Genomic DNA, 25,018 nt, shown 5'->3' on the forward strand with positions numbered 1-25,018 from the left:
AATAGGAGCCGGAGCTAGACAGGAAGAAAAGCGGAATGAATTGGTTCAGCTCTGAGAGGAAAATCTCTATTAACCTGAAGGGGTGGTGATTTTCCACTCCAAAGGTTAATAGAATTTTACCGAAGCGCTAATTCATAAAGCTGGACAGGAAGAAAAGCGGAATGAATTGGTTCAGCTCTGAGAGGAAAATCTCTATTAACCTGAAGGGGTGGTGATTTTCCACTCCAAAGGTTAATAGAATTTTACCGAAGCGCTAATTCATAAAGCTGGACAGGAAGAAAAGCGGAAATCCACAATAAAACTATACATTTAAGATAGATTCAAAACATGCCGATCTCAAATTATTTGAGTCGGTTTTTTATTTTCTAATAAAAAAGTAATGATTTTTTTATCTAATTTTAATAGTATTTGTCGACATTTTGTGTATAAAGCCCTCTATAATTATTTTAATTTTTAGAATATTATTGAAATGTATCTTTAAATTTTAAGGGGGTTTTTTTTAGTGAACAAATTCATTTTGTCTAGTTTCACCTCGGTAGTCGTGGCTGGTGCGCTATTCTCTGGATTGCCGCTTAATCAAGCAAGCACTTCTGGTTTAAGCCGTGTACATAATGAGATTGCTAAAGCTACTAGTTCACATAGTACTTTAGACTTATCACTAGTAAACGATGAAAAATTACTAGATTCATTGGTTAAACGTGGTGTAATTCCTGCAAAAGCTACTCAATCAGAAAAACAAGCTGCTTTACAAAGTTATTTAGAGTTAAAAGGGAAACCAGATACAATTACAGAAAAAGATCCACTTGCTACGAAAGTAAAAAAAGCTGAATCTACAAAGCACAGTGAATTTAAGAAGTTTAATAATGGATTATTGCACGGAAATGGTAAGAAAAATGGTCACTTAAAAGGCACTCCTGATCCAGTTCAAGAATCTCCTTCACCTGGTGTTAAGAAACAAGGAAAACTCTTAACAATCATGGTAGAGTATTCTGATTTTGCTCATAATAATCTTACAAAAAATGATACAGATAATTATTATCCTGATTATAATACAGCTCATTATGAAGAGATGATTTTTGGTAAAAATGGTGTGAAAGGTCCAAACGGGGAAACCTTTCTTTCTCAAAAGCAATACTATGAACAACAGTCAGGTGGAACTTATACAATTGATGGTAAGGCATATGGCTGGTTAAAAGTACCAGGTACAGCAGCTTATTATGGAACAGATTCTGCAACTGGACATGATAATGTAACACCAGGTGGATCAAAACAGTTAGTAGTTGATACTTATAATGCTGCATTAGCTGCTGGAATTCCTTTACAAGATTATGATTTAGAGGATCCGCATGATTTAGATGGAGATGGAAACTTCTGGGAGCCAGATGGTTTAGTTGATCATCTTCAAATTATTCACTCAGGTATGGGACAAGATGCTGGCGGTGGAACACTTGGAGATAATGCAATTTGGTCACATCGTTCTGCTAAATTCTTTGATCCAGATGGACTTGGAAAAGGTAAACCTGGATTCTATGACTACACAATGATGGCAGAAGACGGTGCAACTGGTGTATTCGCTCATGAATACGGTCATGATTTAGGTTTACCAGATGAGTACGATACAATTTATTCTGGTGCTGGTGAAGCAGTTGAGTATTGGTCTATCATGTCAGCTGGATCTTGGGCTGGTAAAATCCCTGGAACAGAACCAACTGGATTCTCTCCATGGGCAAAATCTTATTTCCAAACAACTTTAGGTGGAAATTGGACAAATCCAACAGTTCTAAATTGGGAAGATGTATCAACTAAAGGAACTCAGTTCTTGTTAGATCAAGCAAACTCTCCAAATGGTCAAAACAACCAAGCTATCCAAGTAAATTTACCGAAAAAGGTAACATCTATTAATAAACCTGCTGCTGGCACTTATGAATATTGGGGTGGACAAGCAGACGAAATGGATAATAGCATGGTAACAAATGTAGATCTAACAGGAAAAGCTTCAGCAGCATTAACTTTTGATGCTTGGTATGACATGGAAGAACAATGGGATTTTGCGTTTGTACAAGTTTCAACTGACAATGGAGCAACTTGGAAATCATTAAGTAACACCCATACAAGAAGTGATGTAGTTGCTGAGGGATATCCAACAATCTTAGATTCAATGCCTGGTTTCACTGGCAAATCAAATGGATGGGAAGCACAATCTTTTGATTTATCAGCTTATAAAGGTCAAAAAATTCAGCTGCGTTTACGTTCAGCAACTGATTGGGGAACTTCAAATGTTGGTTTCTTTGCAGATAATATTAAAGTAGTTGCGGATGGCAATACTTTAGTGGATGATGGTGCAGAAAATTCAACATCACCATTTACATTAAAAGGATTTGCAAAATTTGATGGAAACAAATATTCAAATCATTACTATTTATTAGAATGGCGTAATCATAAAGGTGCAGATCAAGGACTTGCTCACATTCAACGTGGAAATTCTTTAATGAGCTATGATGGAGGCTTAGTAGTTTGGTATGTTGATGATAGCTTTACAGAAAACTGGACTGGTATTCATCCTGGTGACGGTTTCCTTGGTGTTGTAGATGCTCATGATGATACAAATTTAATGTGGAACATTGGAGCTGAAGCATCAAGTCGTTATCATGTAGCAGATGCTGCATTTGGTTTAAATCCTACATCTGGTTATAACCTTAATTACCCAGATATGTCATTAACTTCGCCTAGTCAAGCTGGTATTTCTCTATTTGATGATAAAAAAGATTATAACAATTCTTTCTTACCAGATGCAGGACGTAATATTGGACATTTTGGCTTAAAAGTACGAGTGAATGGTCAATCAACTGACAAGTCAGTTGGATCAATTGTCGTTTACAAATAATTATTTCATTATGTGAAAAAATAGGAAGGCAACTTTTTGTTGCCTTTCTTTATTTTGTTTTTTTATTGGAAAAATAAGGTGTTGGGTAAGACAAGGAAAGTTTACAAAATATATTGGATTTGCAACGTATAACAAGTAAAACCTGAATTATAAAGTGATTAAAATGTGAAAAAAATTCGGTCTATATTGAAATGAAATTTCATAAATAAATATTATAATATTGACATTTAATTTCAATTCATTAGAATGAAAGTGTGAAATAAAATTTCAGTTTTATGGAAGGTGATTTAATGCTAGAGAATTTATCAACAGAGTCCAGGAATACAAAAACATCTAATCTAGATGAAATGACTATAAATCAGATTCTTACTGCGATGAATGAAGAAGACTATAATGTACCAAAGGCTGTAGGAAGTGAAATAAATAACATTGAAAAACTTGTTTCTAATGTGGTCGAATCCTTTAAAAAAGGAGGAAGATTAATCTATATCGGAGCAGGTACAAGCGGTCGTTTAGGTATTCTTGATGCAGTGGAATGTCCTCCAACTTTTGGAACGGATAAAGAAATGGTTCAAGGTTTAATTGCAGGTGGATTGGAAGCGTTTACGGTTGCGGTAGAGGGTGCTGAAGATCGTGAAGACTTTGCTGTTCAAGATTTAAAACAAATCGCACTGAATGCAAACGATATTGTGATTGGAATTGCAGCTAGTGGAAGAACACCATATGTAATTGGTGGGCTAAAGTATGCAAAAGAAGTAGGTGCTAGCACAGGTAGCGTTGCTTGTAATCGTGATGCAGAAATAAGTAATTATGCTGAGGTTAGTATTGAAGTTGTTGCTGGACCAGAAATATTAACAGGATCAACGCGATTAAAAGCTGGAACTTCGCAAAAATTAGTCTTAAATATGATTTCGACAGCATCGATGATTGGAATCGGAAAAGTATATAAAAATCTTATGGTCGATATGCAATCAACAAACATAAAGCTTATTGAACGCTCGAAACGTATTATTATGGAAGCAACTGATGTGGATTATGATACGGCTTCGAAATACTTCGAACAAGCGAGTAAGAATGTAAAAGCTGCGATTGTTATGATTTTAGTTCAGTGTACTTATGATGAAGCACTTGTGAAACTAAAAGAAGCAGAAGGGTTTGTCCGAAAAACATTATAAGAAAAATTTTCTAACATAAAAAAAATATATCGGAGGGGAACATATGAAAAATGAACAACGCCTTGCTAAAGATATTGCCGAGCAAATAGGTGGAATTGAAAATATTAAAAGTATTGCTCATTGTATGACGAGATTAAGACTTTCTTTAAAAGATGATCGTAAAGTAAACATCCCAGTATTAAAAAAGGTATCAGGTGTAATGGGTGTCATTGAAGATGATACATTACAAATTGTTGTCGGACCGGGGACTGTTAACAAGGTTGCAGACGAAATGAGTAAAGAAACAGGTTTGAAAATTGGGGAAGTTGCAGAAGATAATAACTTTGATGGCTTAGCTGATCAAAAGAAAGCAGAAATTAAAAAGAAAAATAACACACCAATAAAAAACTTATTACGTAAAATCGGAAGTATTTTTATTCCACTAATTCCTGGTTTGATTGCATCTGGTATCATCAACGGGATCGCAAACTTTGCTAAAAATGCTGGTGCTGATCCGACTCAAGCATGGTTACAGATTCTCCTATTAATTGGAGGAGGGATTTTTGCTTATTTAGGTATTTTAGTAGGTTTAAATACTGCAAAAGAATTCGGTGGTACTCCGGTACTTGGTGCAATTGCTGGTATTTTAATTATAAACCCGGCTTTAGTTGATATTAAAATTTTTGGTGAAGCGTTAATCCCTGGCCGAGGTGGACTATTTGCAGTTATGTTTGCGGCTTGGTTAATGACTGTTATTGAAAAACGCGTTCGAAAAGTTGTTCCAAATGCAATTGATATTATCGTTACTCCTTTAATTACAGTTTTAATCGTAAGTCTTTTAACACTTTATGCTATTCAGCCTGTCGCTGGATTATTGTCAGATGGTATTACAAATGGTATTAACGCAATTTTAGATATCGGTGGTCCACTTGCTGGAGCGGTATTAGCTGGAACTTTCTTACCATTAGTTATGGTTGGATTACATCATGGTTTGACACCAATTCACATGGAGTTTATTAACACGATGGGTGTTACTCCAATTCTTCCAATCTTAGCTATGGCTGGTGCTGGTCAAGTAGGTGCTGCTATTGCCATCTTTGTAAAAACAAAAAATAAAAACTTAAGAAATGTTATAAAAGGGGCGCTACCTGTTGGATTTTTAGGAATTGGTGAACCACTACTTTATGGGGTAACATTACCATTAGGTAGACCATTTATTACAGCTTGCTTAGGTGCTGCGGTAGGTGGAGCATTCCAAGCAATGATGAAAACGGCTTCAGTTGGAATTGGAGTATCTGGATTATCATTAGTACCATTAATTGCGAATAATAAGTATATTCTTTACATTATCGGCTTATTAATTGCATACACTTTTGGATTCATTTTCACTTACTTATTCGGCTTTAAAGAAGAAATGGCAGAAAATATTTAACACAAAAAAGGAGGTTTAAGTAACCTCCTTTTGGTATGTGGATAAAGTCCCAAAAATCTGATATTCAGACTGATTGAAAACGTTTGTCTTTCGAGACGCGATGCTAGGATGAGGAGTGGATTTACCATTGACGGTAATGAGCACGGCAAGAAGGCGAAGCAACGAAGAAAGCGAGCGTTTGTCAACAGTCTGAAGGAGGTTTAAGTAAACCTCCTTTTCTTTATAAGGAGAGAGACTATGCTTGGTATTTCAATTTATTTATCTCAAGAAAATAAACTTAAAAATAAACAATTCATCGAATTAGCAAAAGCAAACGGCTTTCAGTCCATTTTTACTTCTCTTCATATTCCTGAGGATGATCCCTCTACGTATAAAGAACTACTCCAATTACTTGGACAACATGCGAAAGAAAATGAAATGGAACTGATGGCTGATATCTCTACAAAATCACTTTCCTACTTAGGTTTAGATTATACAAACATTACTGAACTTCTTAAATGGGGGGTGTCTGGCCTTCGGATTGATTATGGGATAAGCGAAATACAAATAGCTGAGCTTTCTCAAAAGATGAAAATTGCATTAAATGCTAGTACCCTTACTCCGACATTCTTGCAAACATTAGTTGCAAATGGATTATGTAGTGAAAATGTAGAAGCATGGCATAATTTTTATCCCCGACCGGAGACAGGTTTGGCAAAGAGCTATATCATCGAAAAAAATAAATGGTTAAAGCAGAATGGCATATCAACAATGGCATTTATTGCTGGAGATAATGAGAAACGTGGACCAATATATAGAGGATTACCAACTTTAGAGAAACATCGTGATAGTAATCCAATTCAGGCATATCTTGAATTAACAGATGAATGCTTTGTTGATAAGGTTCTTGTTGGTGACGTTAGCTTAACTGAGGATACAATGAAGAATCTGTCAAACACGATTGATTATATTTCTTTACAATATAAACCTATGATCCACGATGAAGACCTTCTAAATATTGTTGAACAGTTTCATACAAATCGAGAGGACCCTGCAAGAGATGTCATTCGTTCGATGGAATCTAGGCTAAATGGAAGTTTTGGAGATACGTTGATTCGTCCATTAAATACAATAGATCGATTTAAAGGATCGATTACAATTGATAATGAGTTGTATGGAAGATATGCAGGAGAAATGCAAATTACACTAACTGATTTGCCTACAGATGAGAAGGTAAATGTCATTGGGAGAATCATTGAAGAAGATTTGAAAATGTTGGATAAAATTAGTGCAGGTAGAAAGTTTAGGCTTAAGCGTGTTTAAATAACATGCTTATTTTTATACTAATTTTATGACAAAAATAGACAATCCAGTGATATGTTCTAATTTCGCAATATGGCTATGATAAAATTAAATAAAATATTTGTCACTGATTGGTCGTGAATGAATGAAAGAAAAGAATTATGATGAACTACTAAATATTAAAACAGAAGGGGAACAGATAGGTTTTAATAAATCATATCATTATCATCGTTACGAGCCTACACCTTATTCAGCTCTCGAGGTTTTATTTAACCAATACGAATTAAAATCAACTGATCGTGTTGTTGATTATGGTTGTGGAAAAGGCAGGTTAAATTTTTATATAAATTACTTATTTAATTCAACGGTTATAGGAATTGAAATGAATGAAACTTTTTATAAAGAAGCCATTGAAAATAAAAAAAATTATATAAAGCGAAATAAGAAAGAAAATGATAAAATTCACTTTTATTGTTGTTTGGCTGAAGAGTATCAAGTTAATCCTAGAGACAATCGCTTTTATTTTTTTAATCCATTTTCAATCCAAATTTTTATGAATATTGTTAACAGTATAATGATTTCAGTAGAAAAGTCACCTAGAGAAATAGAGATTATCCTTTACTATATTTCAGATGATTATATTTATTTTTTAGAGAATCAAACTGCATTTGTATTGAAAGAAGAAATTGTACTTCCAGCTTATAAACAAAATATGAATGAGCGATTTTTGATTTATCGTCTTTTAGATTAATGGATCTGATAATTTATATAGTTGTATTTAAATAAAGGCTTCTATTAAATGATTGTTTTTATAGTCAGAAAGATGTAAAGAAGACAATGGATACATAGAAGAAGTTGATTGAAGAGTTAGGTGCTCAACTCCAGTGGGAGTTTCGGGATAAGTGAGACTCACTTAAAACGCTAAGAACTCACTCAACAGAGCAGCCTGGAGCAGTAATCTACAAAACTACATGTTTTATAGTAACAAAGTTTACTAAAAGACTAAAATAAACTCATTTGGCAAGGAATTAATGCATTAGATGCAGAAATTGTATAGTGGACATTGATCAACTTGTTGATAACACTAGGGGGGGTAATTTGAACGTGAAAAATCCATTTATAGAAGCGTTTAAACAAACGAAGTATCAAATAGCAGGACACGGAGTAAGAGATATTGAAATATTAAAAGAATCATTGAATGAAATTGAGGGGCATCAGGAAAGCGATATTTACGGACAAGGTAATTTCATTAATGAATTTCAAGGAAAAATGGCTGAATATTTAGGTAAAGAATCAGCGGTATTTTTTCCAAGTGGTACAATGGCACAGCAAATTGCATTAAGAATATGGTGCGATAAAAAAGGAATTAAAAAGGTAGCTTATCATCCATTATGTCATTTAGAAATCCATGAAGAAGATGGTTTAAAAGAACTTCATCAAATCGAACCTATTTTATTGGCAGATAAAAACCGCATAATTGAGTTGGAAGATGTGATTGCAATGAGAGAAGATATTTCTTGCTTGTTGCTTGAATTACCTCAACGTGAAATAGGTGGTCAGCTTCCTGATTATGAAACACTTGAATTAATTTCTGAGTATTGTCATGAAAAAGGGATAAAATTACATTTAGACGGTGCGAGACTTTTTGAAATTCTGCCTTATTATAAAAAGACAGCTACTGAATTATGTAGTCTATTCGATAGTGTTTATGTTTCGTTTTACAAAGGAATTGGTGGAGTTGCAGGTGCAATTCTTGCTGGGGACAAAGATTTTACCGTGGAATCAGTTATATGGAAAAGACGTCATGGTGGGGATTTAATAAGTCTATATCCTTATGTTATTAGTGCGGACTATTATTTCGATAAAAGAATTAATAAAATGCAACAATATTTTGAAGAAGCAATTGAACTAGCTGAATATGTAAATGATTGTCATGCAATTACTACGATACCATTAAAGCCAGTTTCAAATATGTTCCATGTTCATTTTAATGCACCTCTAGAGAAAGTGAAATCTCTCCTAATCGATGTGTATAATGAAACTAAAATAGGATTCACTGGCAATTTGAGGGAACTTAACGAGGGTACATGTTACAGCGAAATAAGTATCGGAGACCAATATTCAAGCATTCCAAAGGAAGAAGTAAAAAAAATGTTCAAACTTATTGATGCCAAAATGCAAGAAGTAGTAAACGATTGAATTAATATTAGACATACATAAACAATTAATAAAATCAGCTCATAATATTAAATTTTAATTCGGGATAGGTGAGGCACCTTAGACGCATTTACGTCAAGGAGGTTGATAGTTCGCGCTCCATTAAAAAGTGAACATCCTGAGTAGAATGATATATTTCCATGTTTTATAGCAATAAAGTTTACGAAAATAACCAAAATCAAAAATAGTAGGGAGATTGATTTATTTGCAAAAAATTACAACGTTTTTAATGTTTGAAGGCCAAGCAGAGGAAGCAATGAATTATTATATTTCATTATTTAAAGATTCAGAGGTAGTCAATATTAAACGATATGAAGCAAATATGGGAGGAACTGAAGGCAAGGTGTTGCATGCTACATTCACTTTAAATGGTCAACAGTTTATGTGCATTGATAGTAATGTGAAACATAATTTTACGTTTACACCTTCTGTATCTCTTTATGTAAATTGTGAATCAGTAGAAGAAATTGATCACGCATTTGCAGAATTAAGTAAAGATGGACAAGTGTTAATGGGATTAGATGCATATCCATTTAGTGATAAGTTTGGTTGGGTAAATGATAAATTCGGAGTATCTTGGCAGTTAAGCCTTGGGCAAAAATAATTATAAGTTTTTAAATCAAAACACGTGCAGTAGATGACTGCACGTGTTTTATTATTTCTTAATTAGTGTAAAGTGAAAAAAAGTCCTATACAGTTTTCTATTTAAAAGAATTTAGTTAAAACAGACCAAGACTGTATGATATCAGTTTTGGTCTGTTTTCTGCGATACTTTACAGTTCAGAAAATTGGTTGCAGCTAATCCAATTGCGTCTCAACGAAGGCCGGTGTATTGCACTAAAATGAGGAGTTCGTCCAATTATGTGTAATTTAAATTTGACTTTATGTAAACTTTTGTTTACATCGTGCATATAATTCTTTACATGATGTAAAAGTGAACATACAGGGGGTGTAAATCATGACTTATCAAGAAAAGAAAAGCATCGTATCGTTGATCAGCGCTATACTCATTTTCGTATCTTATTGCTTGTACATGTACCCTCAGTACCCTAAAGGGGGTCTGGATTCGACCGAAACCTTTCACTACTGGGGTTCATTTGTCCTAATCTTGACTTTGGTATCAATCGTTTCGCACATCATTATTAGCATTATTTTTAACATCGTCTTTAGAATTACGACAAGAGAAAAGGAACCGAAATTTGCAGATGAACTAGATAAATTAATTGACTTAAAGGCGAACCGAAATTCTTTTTTTGTGTTTATCGTTGGCTTTCTTCTTGCAATGGGATCACTGATCATCTATCAGCCGTCACAGGTAATGTTCATTATCTTGATCACTTCTGGATTCATTTCCGATGTGACGGGCTCCGTTACGAAACTTTATCACTATAGGAGAGGAGTCTAAAATGGGCAAAAATCTTGTCGGCAATCACATTCGTAAATTGCGCTTCAACCATAATGAAATGACCCAGCAGCAATTGGCTGACAAGGTAGGGGTAACAAGACAAACCATTGTGGCTCTTGAAAAGGGGAACTACTCCCCATCTCTAGAACTGGCATTTCGCATTTCTCGCGGCTTTAACTTATCACTAGAAGAGGTTTTCTTTTATGGGGACAACACGCAACTATAAGAACATGTTTTTTTGCTTTACCGTTTATAAATTTATAAAAAGGTGGAGATAAAAAATGAATACAAACAAAAAAACTGCAAAAATTGTGGGAGTATTGTTTATACTTGCAACCGTTACAGCGATAATTGGCCTTAATTTATACAATCCCATCCTTGAAGGTCCCGATTACATGATTAAAGGGGCAGAACACTCCAACCAGGTGATACTAGGAGCACTTATGGAGTTAATTCTTGTCGTTTCAGCTGTAGGTACTGCAACCACAATGTTTCCAATTTTAAGAAGATATAATGAAACGATAGCTCTTTGGCATGTTTGCTTCAGATTTCTTGAGGCGATCATCATTACAATTGGTATAATAAGTGTTCTGTCGCTGTTGACTTTAAGCCGGGAGTTTGTAGCAACAGGTGCCCCGGAAATCGCATCTTTTCAAACATCCGGTATAATATTAAAAGCAATACATGACTGGACATTCATGCTTGGTCCCCTTTTCATGTTGGGTATAAATACGATGATGTACAGTTATATATTTTATAAATCTAAGCTAGTACCAAGATTTATATCAAGCTTGGGTATGACAGGAGCAGCAATTGTTTTTATTTACGCTTTATTAGTCATGTTCGATGTCATTCAACAAGTTTCTGCTTTGGGGGCTATTATGGCGCTACCAGTAGCAGCTAATGAAATAATATTGGCATTATGGCTCATCGTTAAAGGATTCAATGAATCCGCAATAATTTCCATGTCCGTAAAAAAGTAAATGACAAGAGATTAGTAGACTAATAAATAAGAAGGACATAAATGAGAGAATTATAGTGATTTTTTATAAATCATAAGAAATTGAACATTTTTTGCTTATTCAAATAATGCATGTGACACCGATAATATGAGTTGCTTAGGCGACTCATATTATTGGATTGTATTGAACGAATTCGATTAGAAATTTTAATGCAAATATCGCATACTTAACTTTAAAATAGCCATTTTTACTATTTAAAATAGGCGGATTATTAAGTTTAATTTAATCGGTAAAAAACGTCTCTATCGAACTACATCAGGAGTGCCGTTTCTATTTATTTTTTGCTTTTCCTCAACATCATACATAAGCTGCTCTGAAAGGGTAGGGTTGCCTCCTTGAATGAAGACATCAGTTCGATTAGGGTTTCCTTGAACTTCAAATTCAGAAATTGTGTAAAAATAGGCTCCGACAATATCTTGAAATAGATTAGGTTTGTGCCAATCAACATAGTAAAAAGAACTATTTATATTCGATTGAAAATAACCAAAAGGCTCTTCATTATTTGTTGGAGGAAAGGAATGATCACTTCGATACACTATTTTTCCTTGTTTTACTCTTGATGAATGAAAGCTAGATGCAGTCCAATAAACTTGTTTTGCACTTTTATTTAAGACAATATATTGATCACGATACTGCAGTTCGATGTGCATTGGATTAAGGTCGGAGGGACTATAATCAAAATGATGCTCAGTTAGAAAGATGAATTTTCCTTTCCCTTCATAAATAAGCTTTAATTGAATACGCTCTAGTTTAAGAGTTGAAAGATGAAAGCTTGAATATTTCTGCAAATAATCTTGATAATCTTTTTTTGAAAGATTTTTTTCATTTTGTTTTGTAATTTTTTTGTAGATTGTTATATTATCGACAACCTTGCCTTTTAGCTTTCCGTAATATTGAATTTCGTCATCGGACATATTGGAAATAGTAAACTTTGAAAAACTTAAATTTTCCAGATTATTTAATAAATCCTTATCTTTACTGATCTTTGGAGTTACTACTTTCATAGTAAAGTTTCTAGGATTTGTAAGTATGCTAGATTGATGAATTTGGTCAAAGTATGAAGATAAGAGAAAGAGAATAAATAGACCAGTTAATGAAATATACATTGTTATGATATTTTTATGAGATTTCAAAAGCATCCCTACTCTCATAGATTAGATATAGTATAATATTACCTATTATATTCGGAAAATTCGATATTTTATTAATGAAGGAGGATTTATGGGATTTACAACAATTATCTTTGCATTTATTTTTATTTATTTTGATTTTAATCTAAACAATTTAAATGTATTGCCAGATTTTATAGGCTATATCTTATTTTATTATGGTGTCGCTAGTATAATGAATAGACTCGGTAGTGAATACTTTTTAAAGGCAAAAGATGCTAGTAAAATATTAATTGTACTTGCAATTTTGGATACTATTATTAAACATTCAACAGTATTAAATAATGTAATAAATGATTTTCACACTATACAAGGAAAACTATTTACCTTTGTTTTTGTATTAACGGTTACTTCCTTATTAATCTATAGTATTTATAACCTATGTAAAGGTATTGAAGTCGAAGCAAATCAAATTAATGACATTCATCTTGTTGAAAAATCAAAAGAGGTATTTCGAATTACATTTATTTTCGAAACTGTTTCATGCGTTGTACTTCTAGTTAGTTCTTTACTAATGGGGCAGGATGAAGTCAAATTCAGTATGGATGGTACTGGTGCATTTTTTGTATTTGTCGTAATTGCATTCATAGTACTTTATGTATTTTTCAGGATGTTTTCCCTACTAAAAGCAGCAGAAAAAGCATTTAATAATGGACTTCGATAAAATAAGAAAGATGCGATCAACTAAAATCGCATCTTTTTTTTATGGAATATAATTTACTTGCCTTGTATTGGTATGACAGATTTTTTTTTAGTCATTTTAGTCGGTACGATTATACGTTCAGGTAGTTCAATTTCTTTCTTTATTTGTGAAAATAATAGATTTGTAGCAACTTCACCTAGTTTAATAATTGGTACTTCAATGCCTGTTAATGGAGGAGATAGTAATGGTGAAAATACGCCGTTATTATAACCGACAATTGACATATCATTTGGAATAGATATTCCTAATTTAACCGCAGTATTATACAAACCAATTATTTTTAAGTCATCAATTGCGAAAACGGCTGTTGGTAGATCATTCGACTGTAATAGTTCTTCTGATGCTTCATAAGCTCTTTCCATCGTATAGCCACTATCAATAATCCAGTCAGAACGAAGTGGAATGCCATTATCTAGTAAGCATTGTTTATATCCCTCTAGCCGATCAATCGAAACATGGTAATCCAGAGATGAGTGTAAACATGCTATTTTACGATGACCGTTATTAATAAGGTGCTGTACCAATTGATAGCTATCATTAAAATTATCCGTATCAACAGAGTATATGTTTTTAAATTTTCCTTCTAATTTACCAATTACAACGATTGGAATATCGTATTTGTCTAATTCTTTAAAGAATTCCTCATTTGCCGGTGAGCTTAGCATTAATATACCTTTAATCATTTTACCGCGAATTTTTGCTATACACTTTTCCAGCTCATCATGACTATTTTTGGAAGTTTGCATAATTAAATCAAAATTTTCTTCCTCTGCTCTCGTAGAAATAGAGTATATAATCTCAGAGAAAAAAGTATTGCCAGCTGTTGTTTTTGTTGAACGAGACATAACCATAATGGCATCGAACCCCGATGAAGTAAGTGCGCGAGCTAATTTACTTGGTTGGTAATTTAATTCATCTATCGCTTTCAATACTCGCAAACGACTTTCTTCTGAAATATTACTTTTATTATTTAGCACTCGAGATACAGTGGACTTAGAAACATTTGCTACTCGAGCAATATCATATATAGTTGGGCCCATTTGTATTCTCCTTATTGTTTATTTTTTCAAATTAATAAATTAATTCTACAATTAAACGCTTACAACATCGAAAAAAGAATAATTTTCACATTACTTATATTAAAAGTAGGACTGTAAAATTAAAATAAAAAGATATATTAATAAAATATTGTTTTTGTGCTTTCCTAAGGAGCGGAAATATAATTACATAACCGTTTTACGAGCGATTGTATCCTAATAATATTAATATCGGCAAGTGACCAGACTGTTAAACTAATGAATTGATTGAATGGATGTCACTATGTAACTAGGACTCATTATATGAACAAATAATAAAAGTAGCAATAAAAAAAATTCGCAATTTATTTCAAATAATTAAAAAGTTATATTATAAAAGTAAAATGTTAATTATAAAAATATGTGAAAAATGTTGTAAGTTTAAAATTGACAGTAAGCGCTTTCTATAATAGTATTTGGTTATGGGAGCGGTACCATAAGTATTTCACAACTCTGTGGGAGCGATACCACAAGGAGGGGTAATATGGATAAAATAAAACAAAGATTAGCGTTTATTTATGAGAATGAAAATATTGAAACAATTTATGATGCAATCGTAAAAAGGCTAAATGAAGCAAAAGCTAAAAATCTAAGAGAAAGAAAACAAAATTGGGATGAATCTGACGTTGTTTTAATAACGTATGGCGATCAATTTAGTGAAGAAGGTATTCCCACTTTAGATACATTTAAAAAAATGTTTGACGGATATTTAGCAAATAAATTTGAAATCGTTCATATTTTACCTTTTTATCCTTATTCTTCGGATGACGGATTTTCAGTTATTGATTATAAAAAAGTGAACCCAATCATAGGAGATTGGACAAATGTAGAAAACTTATCGAAATCAGCAAGAATAATGTTTGATTATGTTTGTAATCATATCTCTGCTAAAAGTGAATGGTTTCAAGAATACTTAAAAGGCAATCCAGAATATAGTAACTACTTTACCGAGATGGATCCTTCAATTGATTTAAGTTCTGTAACAAGACCAAGAGCACTTCCTTTATTATCAAAATTCAAATTAGCAAATGGCGAAGAAAAATATATTTGGACTACTTTTAGTGATGATCAAATTGATTTAAATTTTAAAAATCCACAAGTGTTATTGGATATGATTGATGTCTTACTGTTTTATCTAGAGCAAGGAGCGGAATATGTAAGACTTGATGCAGTAGGCTATATGTGGAAAGAAGTTGGTACTTCTTGTATTCATCTTGAAAAGACACATGAGATCGTTAAATTGTTCCGTGATTTGTTAGATGAAGCTGCTAAAGGTACTGTAATGATTACAGAAACAAATGTACCCCATTTAGATAATATTTCTTATTTCGGCAGCGGAAGTGATGAAGCTCATATGGTTTATCAATTTCCACTTCCACCTTTAGTTCTATACTCTCTTCATAATGAAAATGGGAATTATTTAACAAATTGGGCTAAACAACTTGATGGAGCTGGACAAGACTCAACGTTCTTCAACTTCCTTGCTTCTCATGATGGAATTGGCTTAAATCCTATTCGAGGAATTATTCCTGAAGAAGAGATCTTATCACTTGTTAATGATTTAAAAGAAGAAGGTGCACTTGTAAATTATAAAAAAAATTCAGATGGCAGTGAAAGCCCATATGAGATAAATGTAACTTACTTAGATGCATTAAATAAACAATCATATAGTGATGATTTACGTGTAAAAAGATTCGTCTTAGCACATTCCATTTTACTAACATTCCCAGGTGTCCCTGCAATCTATATTCAAAGCATGCTAGGCTCTAGAAATGACTATAAAGGTGTCGAACGAACTGGAATGAATCGGTCTATTAACCGCCAAAAATATATTCTTGAAGAAATAGAGAAAGAATTAAATAATCAGGAAACACTGAGACATAAAGTCTTCAAGGAGTTAACAAATATTATTCGAGTGCGTAAAGAGGAAGCGTTATTCCATCCAAATGCAAAAATGGAAGTGCTTGAATTGGGAGATAAAATATTTGCGTTAAAACGAGTGAAAGATAGTGAGAGTTTAGTCGTACTTCATAATTTATCAAATGATGAAGTTCAAGTGAATTTATTTGGAAAGTTTATCAATATTATTACTGGAGCAGTTGAAGAATTTAAAGAAGGAATATCTTTAAATCCGTATCAATTCCTTTGGTTAAAACCAACGAACTAGGAGGAAAATAAAATGAAAAAAGCCTTAAGTATGTTCTTAGTTTTAATGTTAGCTGTTGGATTAGCAGCTTGTAGTGGCGGTAAAAAGGAGAATGGAAAAGTAACGATTGAGTTCATGCATTCTTCTGTTGAACAAGAGAGACTAGCAGTCATTACTGACTTAATATCAAAATTTGAAAAAGCAAATCCAAATATAAAAGTAAAACAAGTACCAGTTGAAGAAGATGCTTATAATACGAAAGTTGTGACATTAGCAAGTTCGGGTAAACTACCTGCTGTAATCGAAGTTGGACAAGATTACGCAAAAGTAATGGATAAAGATCAATTAGTTGATAAAGATGCTGTTAAAAACATCATTTCAAAAGTTGGTGAAGATAAGTATTACGAAGGCGCGTTAAAACTTTTAAAAACAGAAGATGGCAAAGACTATACTGGAGTTCCAATCAGTGGTTGGGTACAAGGAATTTGGTATAACAAAAAAATGCTTGCTGATAAAGGTTTTACAGAACCGAAAAATTGGGATGACACTTTAAAGATTGCTAAAGCTTTCACTGATAAAGGAAGTAAGAAGTATGGTATCGCTATACCAACAGTTGAAGGTGGATTTTCAGAACAAGCATTTTCTCAGTTTGCTCTATCGAACAATGCAAACATCTTAAATAGTGACGGAAAATTAACTTTAGATACACCTGAAATGAAGCAAGCATTAAATTACTATAAAGAATTATCTGGTTACACAATGCCGGGTTCAAATGATGTAACTGAAGTGAAAGATGCTTTCATGAACGGTTCAACACCAATGGCTATTTACTCAACATATATTTTACCTTCAGTTTATGAAGAAGGCACAACAGATAACATTGGATTTGCCATTCCGACAGAAAAAGCAAAAGCTGTATATGGAACAGTATCTGCTTATACGATTTCTTCTGGATTAGATGATGATCAAAAAGCAGCTGCAGAGAAATTTTTAGAATTTATGGTAAAACCTGAAAACAATACGAAATTAGTTTTAATGTCACCAGGTGGTTCTCAACCAGTAAATAAAGATGTAACAGAAAGTAAAGAATATAAAGATAATAAAGTAGTGAATTCTTTCGGTGAGCTTTCGACTGAAATTGCGAGTGCATTTAATGATGTTCAAGTATTTGGTTTAGTTGATAACAAGAATTTCTTGAAAAGTGGAGATATCACTAGTTCAGGCGCGGTTGCCAAATTAATAAATGACATTACAGTTGGCGGAAAAAGTGTAGATGCTGCTGTGAAAGAAGCAAAAGCAAAACTAGAAGGTGTTCTAAAATAATTTAAGATTTTCATTTGTGTAGATAGAATACATTTGATAAAGAAATTCTGAGTTACAAAAGTTGTTTAAGAAGAACGAACGCTTGAAAAGCAAGCTTTGTTGCTTTTTAAACAACTTTTCTTTTATAACTTGTCTAGCAAATAACATGATAGATTGTGCTTTGAGGAGGTACTATGAAAACGATTGCTAAAAAAAAATCAGATATAAAGTTGGCGTTAGCACTGCTTTTACCAAGCATGTTGTTACTTATTCTATTAGTTGCCTATCCAATGTTATCTAATATAAAAATTAGTTTCTTTGATCAGCCGATTAATCCGAGATTACCAGCTGAGTTTGTAGGTTTAAAACATTATTCAGACATTATTAAAGATGTAGAGTTTTATAAATCACTAGGTATTACAATCCTTTATACATTATTAACTGTGACAGGAAGTACAGTTCTTGGATTAGCTATTGCGCTATTCTTTAATCGTCCGTTTAGGTTTCGTAAAACAGCTCGTTCATTAATTATCCTATCTTATGTAACTCCATCCATTTCATTAGTTTTTGCTTGGAAATATATGTTCAATAATTCATATGGAATTGTAAATTACTTAGGAACAGATGTACTGCATATTTTTAAAGAAGCTCCACTTTGGTTTGATAATCCTGTAAGTAGTTTTATTGTGGTCGTCATTTTTGCAATTTGGAAGTACTTCCCATATGCCTTTATTTCGTTTTTAGCAATTTTACAAACGATTGATAAGACATTATTTGAAGCAGCTGATATTGATGGAGCGACTTTATGGCAAAAGTTTAAAGTTGTTACACTACCAGCAATTATGCCGGTGTTATTAACAGTAGTTACTTTACGATTTATTTGGATGTTCTATATGTTTACAGACGTTTACTTATTAACAAATAAAGTAAATATACTTGGAATTTACTTATATCAAACTGCATTTGCTTTCAATGATTTAGGGAAAGCATCTTCAATTTCAGTAATCTTATTTATTATCCTATTTATTGTCATTATCATTTCTAGAAAGAGGGTGAACTTAAATGGCAGCAGCAAGTAGCAGAAAAAACAAGATACTAAAGAAAACTGGTTTTTATGTTGTTTTAATTTTACTTCTAGGATTTATGTTATTTCCATTCTTTATCATGTTGATGACGTCATTAAAGAGTTCAAAAGAGGCTATTTCTACTAGTCCATCAATACTGCCACATGAGTGGACATTTCAGCATTATATAGATATTTTTAATCCAACTATTTTCCCGTATTTAAACTACTTTAAAAATAGTTTAATTGTCGCATTAATTGCAGCATCATTGTCTGTTGCTCTTGGAATTTTAGGTGCATACGCTCTTTCTAAATTGAAATTTAAAGGAAGAGTTACGATCAATGCGAGTTTTTATACTGTTTATATGTTCTCAGGGATTTTATTAGTAGTACCTTTATTTAAAATTATTTCAGGTCTTAACTTATACGACACTAGGTTGGCACTAATTATCACGATGATTGTTCAAACTCTCCCAACCGCAATTTTTATGTTAAAGAGTTACTTCGATACAATTCCGGATGATCTTGAAGAAGCAGCGATGATCGATGGATTAAGTCGAATCAAAATCATTTTATATATTATTATTCCACTGTCAATTTCAGGTATCGTGTCCGTTTTTGTATATGCATTCATGATTGCATGGAATGACTATTTATTTGCATCAATTTTCTTATCAAGTTCAGAGAATTTCACATTACCAATTGGTTTAAATACATTATTTAGCACACCAGATTATGTATGGGGTCGTATGATGGCAGCTTCATTAGTTACTGCATTACCAGTTGTCGGAATGTATGCATTATCAGAGCATTTTATTAAAGGAAACTTAACAGAAGGCGGAGTTAAAGGATAATTCGCCACAAATTTTCTGAGGGGATGAAATAATAATGAAAAAATTAGTAGCAGTCGAACCAAGAGTTGCAGCATTAGTTGAATATCAGGATCGCCCAGTTCAACCAAATGAAGTGAAAATAAAAGTTGAGTTTGCATCACCTAAGCATGGTACGGAGGTTGTAGATTTTAGAGGACTTAGTCCATTTATAGATGAAGAATTCAACGAAGAGTGGAAAATGTTTATGCCTCGAGAAGAAGGAGCTGCACGAGGTATTGTATTTGGTGAATTCCAACTTGGAAACATGGTTGTTGGCAGTATTTCTGAAATTGGAGATGAAGTTACTGAGTATAAATTAGGTGAAAAAGTGTGTACGTATGGACCAATTATGGAAACCGTTATTGTAAATGCAGTAGATAATTACAAGCTTCGAAAAATGCCACCTGGTTCTTCTTGGAAAGATGCAGTTTATTACGATCCAGCACAATTTGCAATGAGCGGAGTTCGAGATGCAAATGTTCGTGCAGGGGATTATGTTGTTGTAGTTGGACTAGGTGCAATTGGACAAATTGCGATTCAATTAGCGAAAAGAGCAGGTGCAAGCATCGTAATTGGTGTAGACCCAATAAATCATAGATGCGATATCGCTCTAAAAAATGGTGCAGACTATTGCTTCGATCCAACATCATGTGATTTAGGTTATGAAATTAAAAAACTTACTGATAAATTAGGTGCAGATTCAATTATCGAGACAAGTGGAAATTCTGGTGCTTTACAGGCAGCTCTTAGAGGTATTGCATACGGAGGAACAATTTCTTATGTTGCTTTTGCTAAACCTTTCCCTGAAGGCTTTAATCTTGGCCGCGAAGCACATTTTAATAATGCGAAAATTGTATTTTCTCGTGGAAGTAGTGAACCAAATCCAGATTACCCACGTTGGTCACGTAAACGAATTGAAAATACTTGTTGGGAACTATTAATGAATGGTTATTTAAATTGTGAAGATTTAATTGAGCCAGTTGTCCCATTTAGCGAGTGTGCTGAATCATATATGGAATATGTTGATCAACGCCCGGAATTGAGTATTAAAATGGGTATTACATTTAATAAGTAAGTCATGTAATGTTGATCTATAAATCTGCAAAAGAGTTTACAAAACATCTAAAAAAAAATGAATTTATTAACTAGAATTATCTTTATATGTTAGAAAAAATGAGGGAGTGTTAATTCACTCCCCTTCGTGTAGGAGTGAAAATCAATGAAAATTGGAACACAAAATCAGGCTTTTTTCCCAGAAGATATTAAAGAGAAATTTCATTATTTAAAGAAAGCTGGATTTGAAGGTTTTGAAATCGATGGTAAGTTTTTAGTGGATCATTTAGATGAAATAAAAGAAGCGATTGCTGAAACCGGGTTACCAGTTAATACTGCTTGCGGTGGATATAGTGGATGGATTGGTGATTTTATTGAAGAACGTCGATTAAATGGTTTAGCAGATATTGAAAAGATATTAAAAGCTTTAAAGGAAGTTGGAGGAAAAGGAATTGTCGTACCAGCAGCGTGGGGTATGTTTACTTTCCGATTACCACCAATGTCTTCACCTAGAAGTATAGAAGGTGACAGAAAAGCAGTGACTGAGTCATTAAGGTTTTTAGATAAAGTAGCTGGTGAAACGGGAACTACTATTTTCTTAGAACCACTAAATAGATATCAAGATCATATGATTAATACTCTAGCTGATGCTCGTAAATATATAGAAGATAATCAGTTTGAAAATGTAAAAATCATTGCAGATTTTTATCATATGAATATTGAAGAAGATGGAATATCAGAAGCTCTTCATGAGAATAGCGACTTAGTAAAGCACATTCATATTGCAGACAATCATCGTTTTCAACCTGGAAGCGGCACACTAGATTTTAAAAAATACTTTGATCAATTAAAAGAAGATGGATACGAAGGCTATTTAACGTTTGAATGTCGTGTTCGTGGAACTGACTTAGAAGATGAATATTTAAAAGCTTTACATCATATAAAAGAAGCTTTATGTGAAAAAGGGGCAGCATTGTGATCAAAAAGAAGGTTGCTATTATTGGCGGGGGACAAATTGCTGAAAATGTACACGTTGCATATTACAAAACAAGAGAAGAGTTAGAAATTGTAGCTGTTGTTGGTGTAAATGAAGAGACGTTAAAGTTGTTTGCTGAACGCAATAATATTCCCAACTATTATACTGATGCAGCTGAAATGTATGAGGTAGAGAAACCAGACATTGTTAGTATTTGCACACCTAATTTATTCCATTTTGAAAATGTAATGCAAGCTTTAGAAAATAATTGTGATGTTTTTTGTGAAAAACCTCCAGCGATATTAGCTGAAGATGCAAGAAAGATGCATGAAAAGGCGATTGAAAAAGGACGTGTACTTGCTTACGATTTTCATCATCGTTACGCTGACGATGTAACTATTCTAAAAGAAAAAGTTGATCAAGGTGTACTTGGAGATATTTATTTTGTAAAAGTGAAGGCTTTACGTCGAAATGGAATACCTGGCTGGGGAAGCTTTACGAATAAAAAGATTCAGGGTGGTGGCCCATTAATTGACTTAGGAATCCATATGCTAGATGCGGCCCTCTATATACTGGACTACCCAAAAGTAAAAAAAGTAACGGCAAAAATGTTCCAAAAAATTGGTAATAATAAAAATGAAGGTTCGTTTGGTAAATGGGATCCAACAAAATTTGAAGTGGAAGATTCGTTATTTTCGCATATCGAGCTGGAAAATGGTAGTTTGCTACAGCTTGAAACGTCTTTTGCTTTAAATATTAAGGAAAAATCAGAAATGAATGTAGAGTTTTGTGGAGATCAGGCTGGCGCGACAATGTTTCCGGCAGAAATTTATACTGACGAAAAAGGAGAGCTTGTTACTTTATTAAAAAGAGAAACAGCAGATCCAGACCGTCATTCAAAAAGTATGGCTGCTTTTGTAGATCGATGTTTAGGTAAGGATGTCATGTTAGCTGATGGCAAGCAAGGATTTGCTATCCAGCAACTTATCGAAGCAATTTACAAATCAGCTGAAAAAGGTGAGAGTATATCGTTATGAACGAAGTACACGAGATTCAAGAAAAACAATTTGATTTACAATTGATAAATAAATATGCAAGCTTAATGGCATTAGGGAATGGATACTTAGGGCTACGTGCTAGCCACGAAGAGCACTATGCTGAACAAACGAGAGGAATGTATATAGCAGGTATATATAATAAATTCACCCCTAATGAAGCTACTGAACTTGTTAACTTACCGGACGTAATTGGCATGAAAATCGAAATAGATGGTGAAATATTTTCAGCTTTAACAGGTGAAATTCTTTACTATGATCGTACATTAAATATGCTTACTGGTGAGTTGAAAAGAGAAATCGTTTGGAAAAACAAAAATGAAGAACGTTTCAATCTAGTATTTCAGCGATTTGTTTCAAAAGATGATTTACATTTATTAGCTTCTAAAGTGACTGTTACATCTTTGGATCGAAATGCATCCATTAAAATAGTTACAGGAATTGATGGGCAATGCTCAAATTTTGGAAAGCAACATCTTCTCGAAGAAAATGTTCGAGTAATAGACAAAAGGGTAATGCACGCTTTATATCGTACGACAGAAAGCGACCATACAATAGCTTTATCCACATCATGTATTGTTCCACATGGCTGTGAAATTTCATTTGCAGCTAAAAATCGTCAGTTGATGGCAACAATCAAACAGGATCTGGTCGTCGAACAACCGTTTACAATTGAAAAAATAAGTTCAATTTATACTTCCAATGATATGATACGTGAAGATCCGGCAGCAGCAAGCGTAAATACTGTTCAAAAGTTCTTATCTGAAGGGTACAAAAATTTAATGGATAGTACAGCTATAAAATGGCAGGATTTTTGGAAACAAAAACGAGTATTTCTGTCATCTAAAGATGTCATGGATCAAAAAGCGCTTGATTTTTCACTTTATCATATTGAAGTAATGACACCTTCACATGATGAGAGATTTAGTGTTGGAGCGAAAGGACTTACTGGAGAAGGGTATAAAGGTCATGTTTTCTGGGATACAGAAATTTTCATCGCTCCTTTCCACTTATTTACAGATCCAGAAAATGCTAAAAAATTATTGAAATATCGTTATTTGCATATAAAGGAAGCGAAAGAAAAAGCTGAAAAAAACGGCTATCAAGGGGCAATGTTTCCTTGGGAAAGTGCTTTTACTGGAAATGAAGAAACACCAGAGTTTGCAGCGATTAATATTTTAACAGGAAAACGTCAAAAAGTAGCCTCAGCATTGGCAGAACATCATATCGTTGCTGATATTGCTTACGCTGTTGTCCAATATTATCAAAGTACTTTCGATGAAGGATTTATGGCAAATGAAGGACTCGAATTACTAAAAGAAACAGCTCGTTTTTGGATAAGTCGTACATCAGACGAAAACAATGTCTTATCAATAAAAGATGTGATTGGACCTGACGAATATACGGAGCATATAGATAATAATGCATATACAAATTATATGGCTTATTATAATGTTCAACACGCTATGGATTATATGGAAAAGTTTAATGATAATGATGAAGACTTAATACAGAAATGTAGTGACTTTTTAAATCGTTTATACTTGCCTCAGCCGAATGATGAGAATATTATTCCGCAAGATGATACTTTCTTAACTAAACCAGAAATTGATTTAACAATGTATAAAGAAAATCAAGGTAGTCAAGCCATCCTGTTAGATTACTCACGACAAGAAGTGAATGAGATGCAAATCTTAAAACAAGCGGATGTTGTCATGCTTTTATATCTTTTTCCAAATTTATTCGAGCCTGAAGTTGTAAAACAGAATATAAAATATTATGAAGAGCATACAATCCATGATTCTTCGCTAAGTAAAGCGATTCATTCAATTGTTGCAGCGAGATGTGGAGATAAAGAACAAGCGTATAAATTTTTCCAAGAAGCTTGCTTAATTGACTTAGGTCCAAATCCAAAATCATCTGATGAAGGACTTCATGCGGCATCACTTGGTGCAAATTGGCTGGCAACAATTTTTGGATTTGCAAATGTCACGATGGATATAAATCGTTTAAAGATTAGTCCGAAATTACCAGATAATTGGGATAAACTTATTTTTCCTTTCTCTTGGCAAGGTGCAAAGTTAGAAATAATAATTAGTAAAAGATCTATTACTGTTACTAAGCAATATGGTCCACCGGTATCGTTAGAAATTAATGGAGAAGTTTTTGAATTAAACGATAAAATAAAAACATCTCTTTAAGGGGAGG

The 25,018-nt window shown here is 33.3% G+C and carries 21 protein-coding genes; 19 read left to right on the plus strand and 2 right to left on the minus strand.

The features are described from left to right. The first annotated feature begins 502 nt into the window (after nt 1-502). The 10 genes from B7R65_RS14155 (at nt 503) to B7R65_RS14200 (ending at nt 11,356) form a co-directional block, all read left to right on the plus strand. Complete coding sequence (locus B7R65_RS14155) at nt 503-2,884, plus strand: immune inhibitor A domain-containing protein (protein WP_088043447.1); 2,382 nt, start codon at nt 503-505, stop codon at nt 2,882-2,884. A 290-nt stretch (nt 2,885-3,174) separates the two neighbouring features. Next, entirely contained in the window at nt 3,175-4,059 is an 885-nt protein-coding gene (gene murQ, locus B7R65_RS14160; protein WP_088043448.1) for an N-acetylmuramic acid 6-phosphate etherase, read from the plus strand. Nucleotides 4,060-4,102: 43 nt separating this feature from the next. Further along, a complete protein-coding gene (locus tag B7R65_RS14165; protein WP_088043449.1) occupies nt 4,103-5,470 on the plus strand; it encodes a PTS transporter subunit EIIC in 1,368 nt (455 codons plus the stop codon). A gap of 237 nt (nt 5,471-5,707) precedes the next feature. Further along, nucleotides 5,708-6,772 carry a DUF871 domain-containing protein gene (locus tag B7R65_RS14170; protein WP_088043450.1) on the plus strand — a complete coding sequence of 355 codons (1,065 nt, stop codon included), beginning with the start codon at nt 5,708-5,710 and terminating at the stop codon, nt 6,770-6,772. 124 nt (nt 6,773-6,896) lie between these two features. Further along, entirely contained in the window at nt 6,897-7,502 is a 606-nt protein-coding gene (locus B7R65_RS14175; RefSeq protein ID WP_088043451.1) for a methyltransferase domain-containing protein, read from the plus strand. 347 nt (nt 7,503-7,849) lie between these two features. Then, on the plus strand, nt 7,850-8,950 hold the full coding sequence (locus tag B7R65_RS14180; RefSeq protein ID WP_088043452.1) for a threonine aldolase family protein: 1,101 nt from the start codon (nt 7,850-7,852) through the stop codon (nt 8,948-8,950). Nucleotides 8,951-9,173: 223 nt separating this feature from the next. Continuing rightward, the gene (locus B7R65_RS14185; RefSeq protein WP_256941322.1) at nt 9,174-9,572 is read left to right on the plus strand and encodes a VOC family protein; all 399 of its coding nucleotides are present in this window, start codon (nt 9,174-9,176) and stop codon (nt 9,570-9,572) included. Between the two features lie 504 nt (nt 9,573-10,076). After that, nucleotides 10,077-10,373: a hypothetical protein gene (locus B7R65_RS14190; protein WP_256941323.1), complete on the plus strand. Its 297-nt coding sequence runs from the start codon at nt 10,077-10,079 to the stop codon at nt 10,371-10,373. A 1-nt stretch (nt 10,374) separates the two neighbouring features. Next, nucleotides 10,375-10,599: a helix-turn-helix transcriptional regulator gene (locus tag B7R65_RS14195; RefSeq protein ID WP_088043454.1), complete on the plus strand. Its 225-nt coding sequence runs from the start codon at nt 10,375-10,377 to the stop codon at nt 10,597-10,599. Between the two features lie 55 nt (nt 10,600-10,654). Then, nucleotides 10,655-11,356, plus strand: a complete 702-nt coding sequence (locus tag B7R65_RS14200; protein ID WP_088043455.1) for a DUF4386 domain-containing protein — start codon at nt 10,655-10,657, stop codon at nt 11,354-11,356. Nucleotides 11,357-11,637: 281 nt separating this feature from the next. On the opposite strand, the gene B7R65_RS14205 is transcribed toward B7R65_RS14200, so the two are convergent. Further along, nucleotides 11,638-12,528 carry a hypothetical protein gene (locus B7R65_RS14205; RefSeq protein WP_142288257.1) on the minus strand — a complete coding sequence of 297 codons (891 nt, stop codon included), beginning with the start codon at nt 12,526-12,528 and terminating at the stop codon, nt 11,638-11,640. 88 nt (nt 12,529-12,616) lie between these two features. Here B7R65_RS14205 and B7R65_RS14210 point away from each other — a divergent pair, with 88 nt between their 5' ends. Next, complete coding sequence (locus tag B7R65_RS14210) at nt 12,617-13,228, plus strand: hypothetical protein (protein WP_088043457.1); 612 nt, start codon at nt 12,617-12,619, stop codon at nt 13,226-13,228. 53 nt (nt 13,229-13,281) lie between these two features. On the opposite strand, the gene B7R65_RS14215 is transcribed toward B7R65_RS14210, so the two are convergent. Continuing rightward, nucleotides 13,282-14,307, minus strand: coding sequence for a LacI family DNA-binding transcriptional regulator (locus B7R65_RS14215; protein ID WP_088043458.1), 1,026 nt, complete (start codon nt 14,305-14,307; stop codon nt 13,282-13,284). 520 nt (nt 14,308-14,827) lie between these two features. On the opposite strand from B7R65_RS14215, the gene B7R65_RS14220 reads away from it, so the two are divergent. The 8 genes from B7R65_RS14220 to B7R65_RS14255 all read left to right on the plus strand — a co-directional run bounded on the left by B7R65_RS14220 (nt 14,828) and on the right by B7R65_RS14255 (nt 25,011). Next, nucleotides 14,828-16,510 (plus strand): alpha-amylase family glycosyl hydrolase, encoded by a 1,683-nt coding sequence (locus B7R65_RS14220; RefSeq protein WP_088043459.1) that lies wholly within the window; start codon nt 14,828-14,830, stop codon nt 16,508-16,510. A gap of 12 nt (nt 16,511-16,522) precedes the next feature. After that, nucleotides 16,523-17,812, plus strand: coding sequence for an ABC transporter substrate-binding protein (locus B7R65_RS14225; RefSeq protein ID WP_088043460.1), 1,290 nt, complete (start codon nt 16,523-16,525; stop codon nt 17,810-17,812). Between the two features lie 173 nt (nt 17,813-17,985). Continuing rightward, nucleotides 17,986-18,870, plus strand: a complete 885-nt coding sequence (locus B7R65_RS14230; protein ID WP_088043461.1) for a carbohydrate ABC transporter permease — start codon at nt 17,986-17,988, stop codon at nt 18,868-18,870. Then, a complete protein-coding gene (locus tag B7R65_RS14235) occupies nt 18,854-19,708 on the plus strand; it encodes a carbohydrate ABC transporter permease (protein WP_088043462.1) in 855 nt (284 codons plus the stop codon). Before B7R65_RS14230 ends, B7R65_RS14235 begins: the two co-directional genes overlap by 17 nt. A gap of 34 nt (nt 19,709-19,742) precedes the next feature. Next, nucleotides 19,743-20,801, plus strand: coding sequence for a zinc-dependent alcohol dehydrogenase (locus B7R65_RS14240; protein WP_088043463.1), 1,059 nt, complete (start codon nt 19,743-19,745; stop codon nt 20,799-20,801). A gap of 144 nt (nt 20,802-20,945) precedes the next feature. Continuing rightward, nucleotides 20,946-21,758, plus strand: coding sequence for a sugar phosphate isomerase/epimerase family protein (locus B7R65_RS14245; protein ID WP_088043464.1), 813 nt, complete (start codon nt 20,946-20,948; stop codon nt 21,756-21,758). Beyond that, a complete protein-coding gene (locus tag B7R65_RS14250; protein WP_088043568.1) occupies nt 21,758-22,792 on the plus strand; it encodes a Gfo/Idh/MocA family protein in 1,035 nt (344 codons plus the stop codon). The genes B7R65_RS14245 and B7R65_RS14250 overlap by 1 nt, the downstream gene beginning before the upstream one ends. Beyond that, on the plus strand, nt 22,789-25,011 hold the full coding sequence (locus B7R65_RS14255; RefSeq protein ID WP_088043465.1) for a glycoside hydrolase family 65 protein: 2,223 nt from the start codon (nt 22,789-22,791) through the stop codon (nt 25,009-25,011). The genes B7R65_RS14250 and B7R65_RS14255 overlap by 4 nt, the downstream gene beginning before the upstream one ends. Nucleotides 25,012-25,018: the final 7 nt, after the last annotated feature.

The organism is Bacillus sp. EAC (genome assembly GCF_002156875.1).
Classification (GTDB): domain Bacteria; phylum Bacillota; class Bacilli; order Bacillales; family Bacillaceae_G; genus Gottfriedia.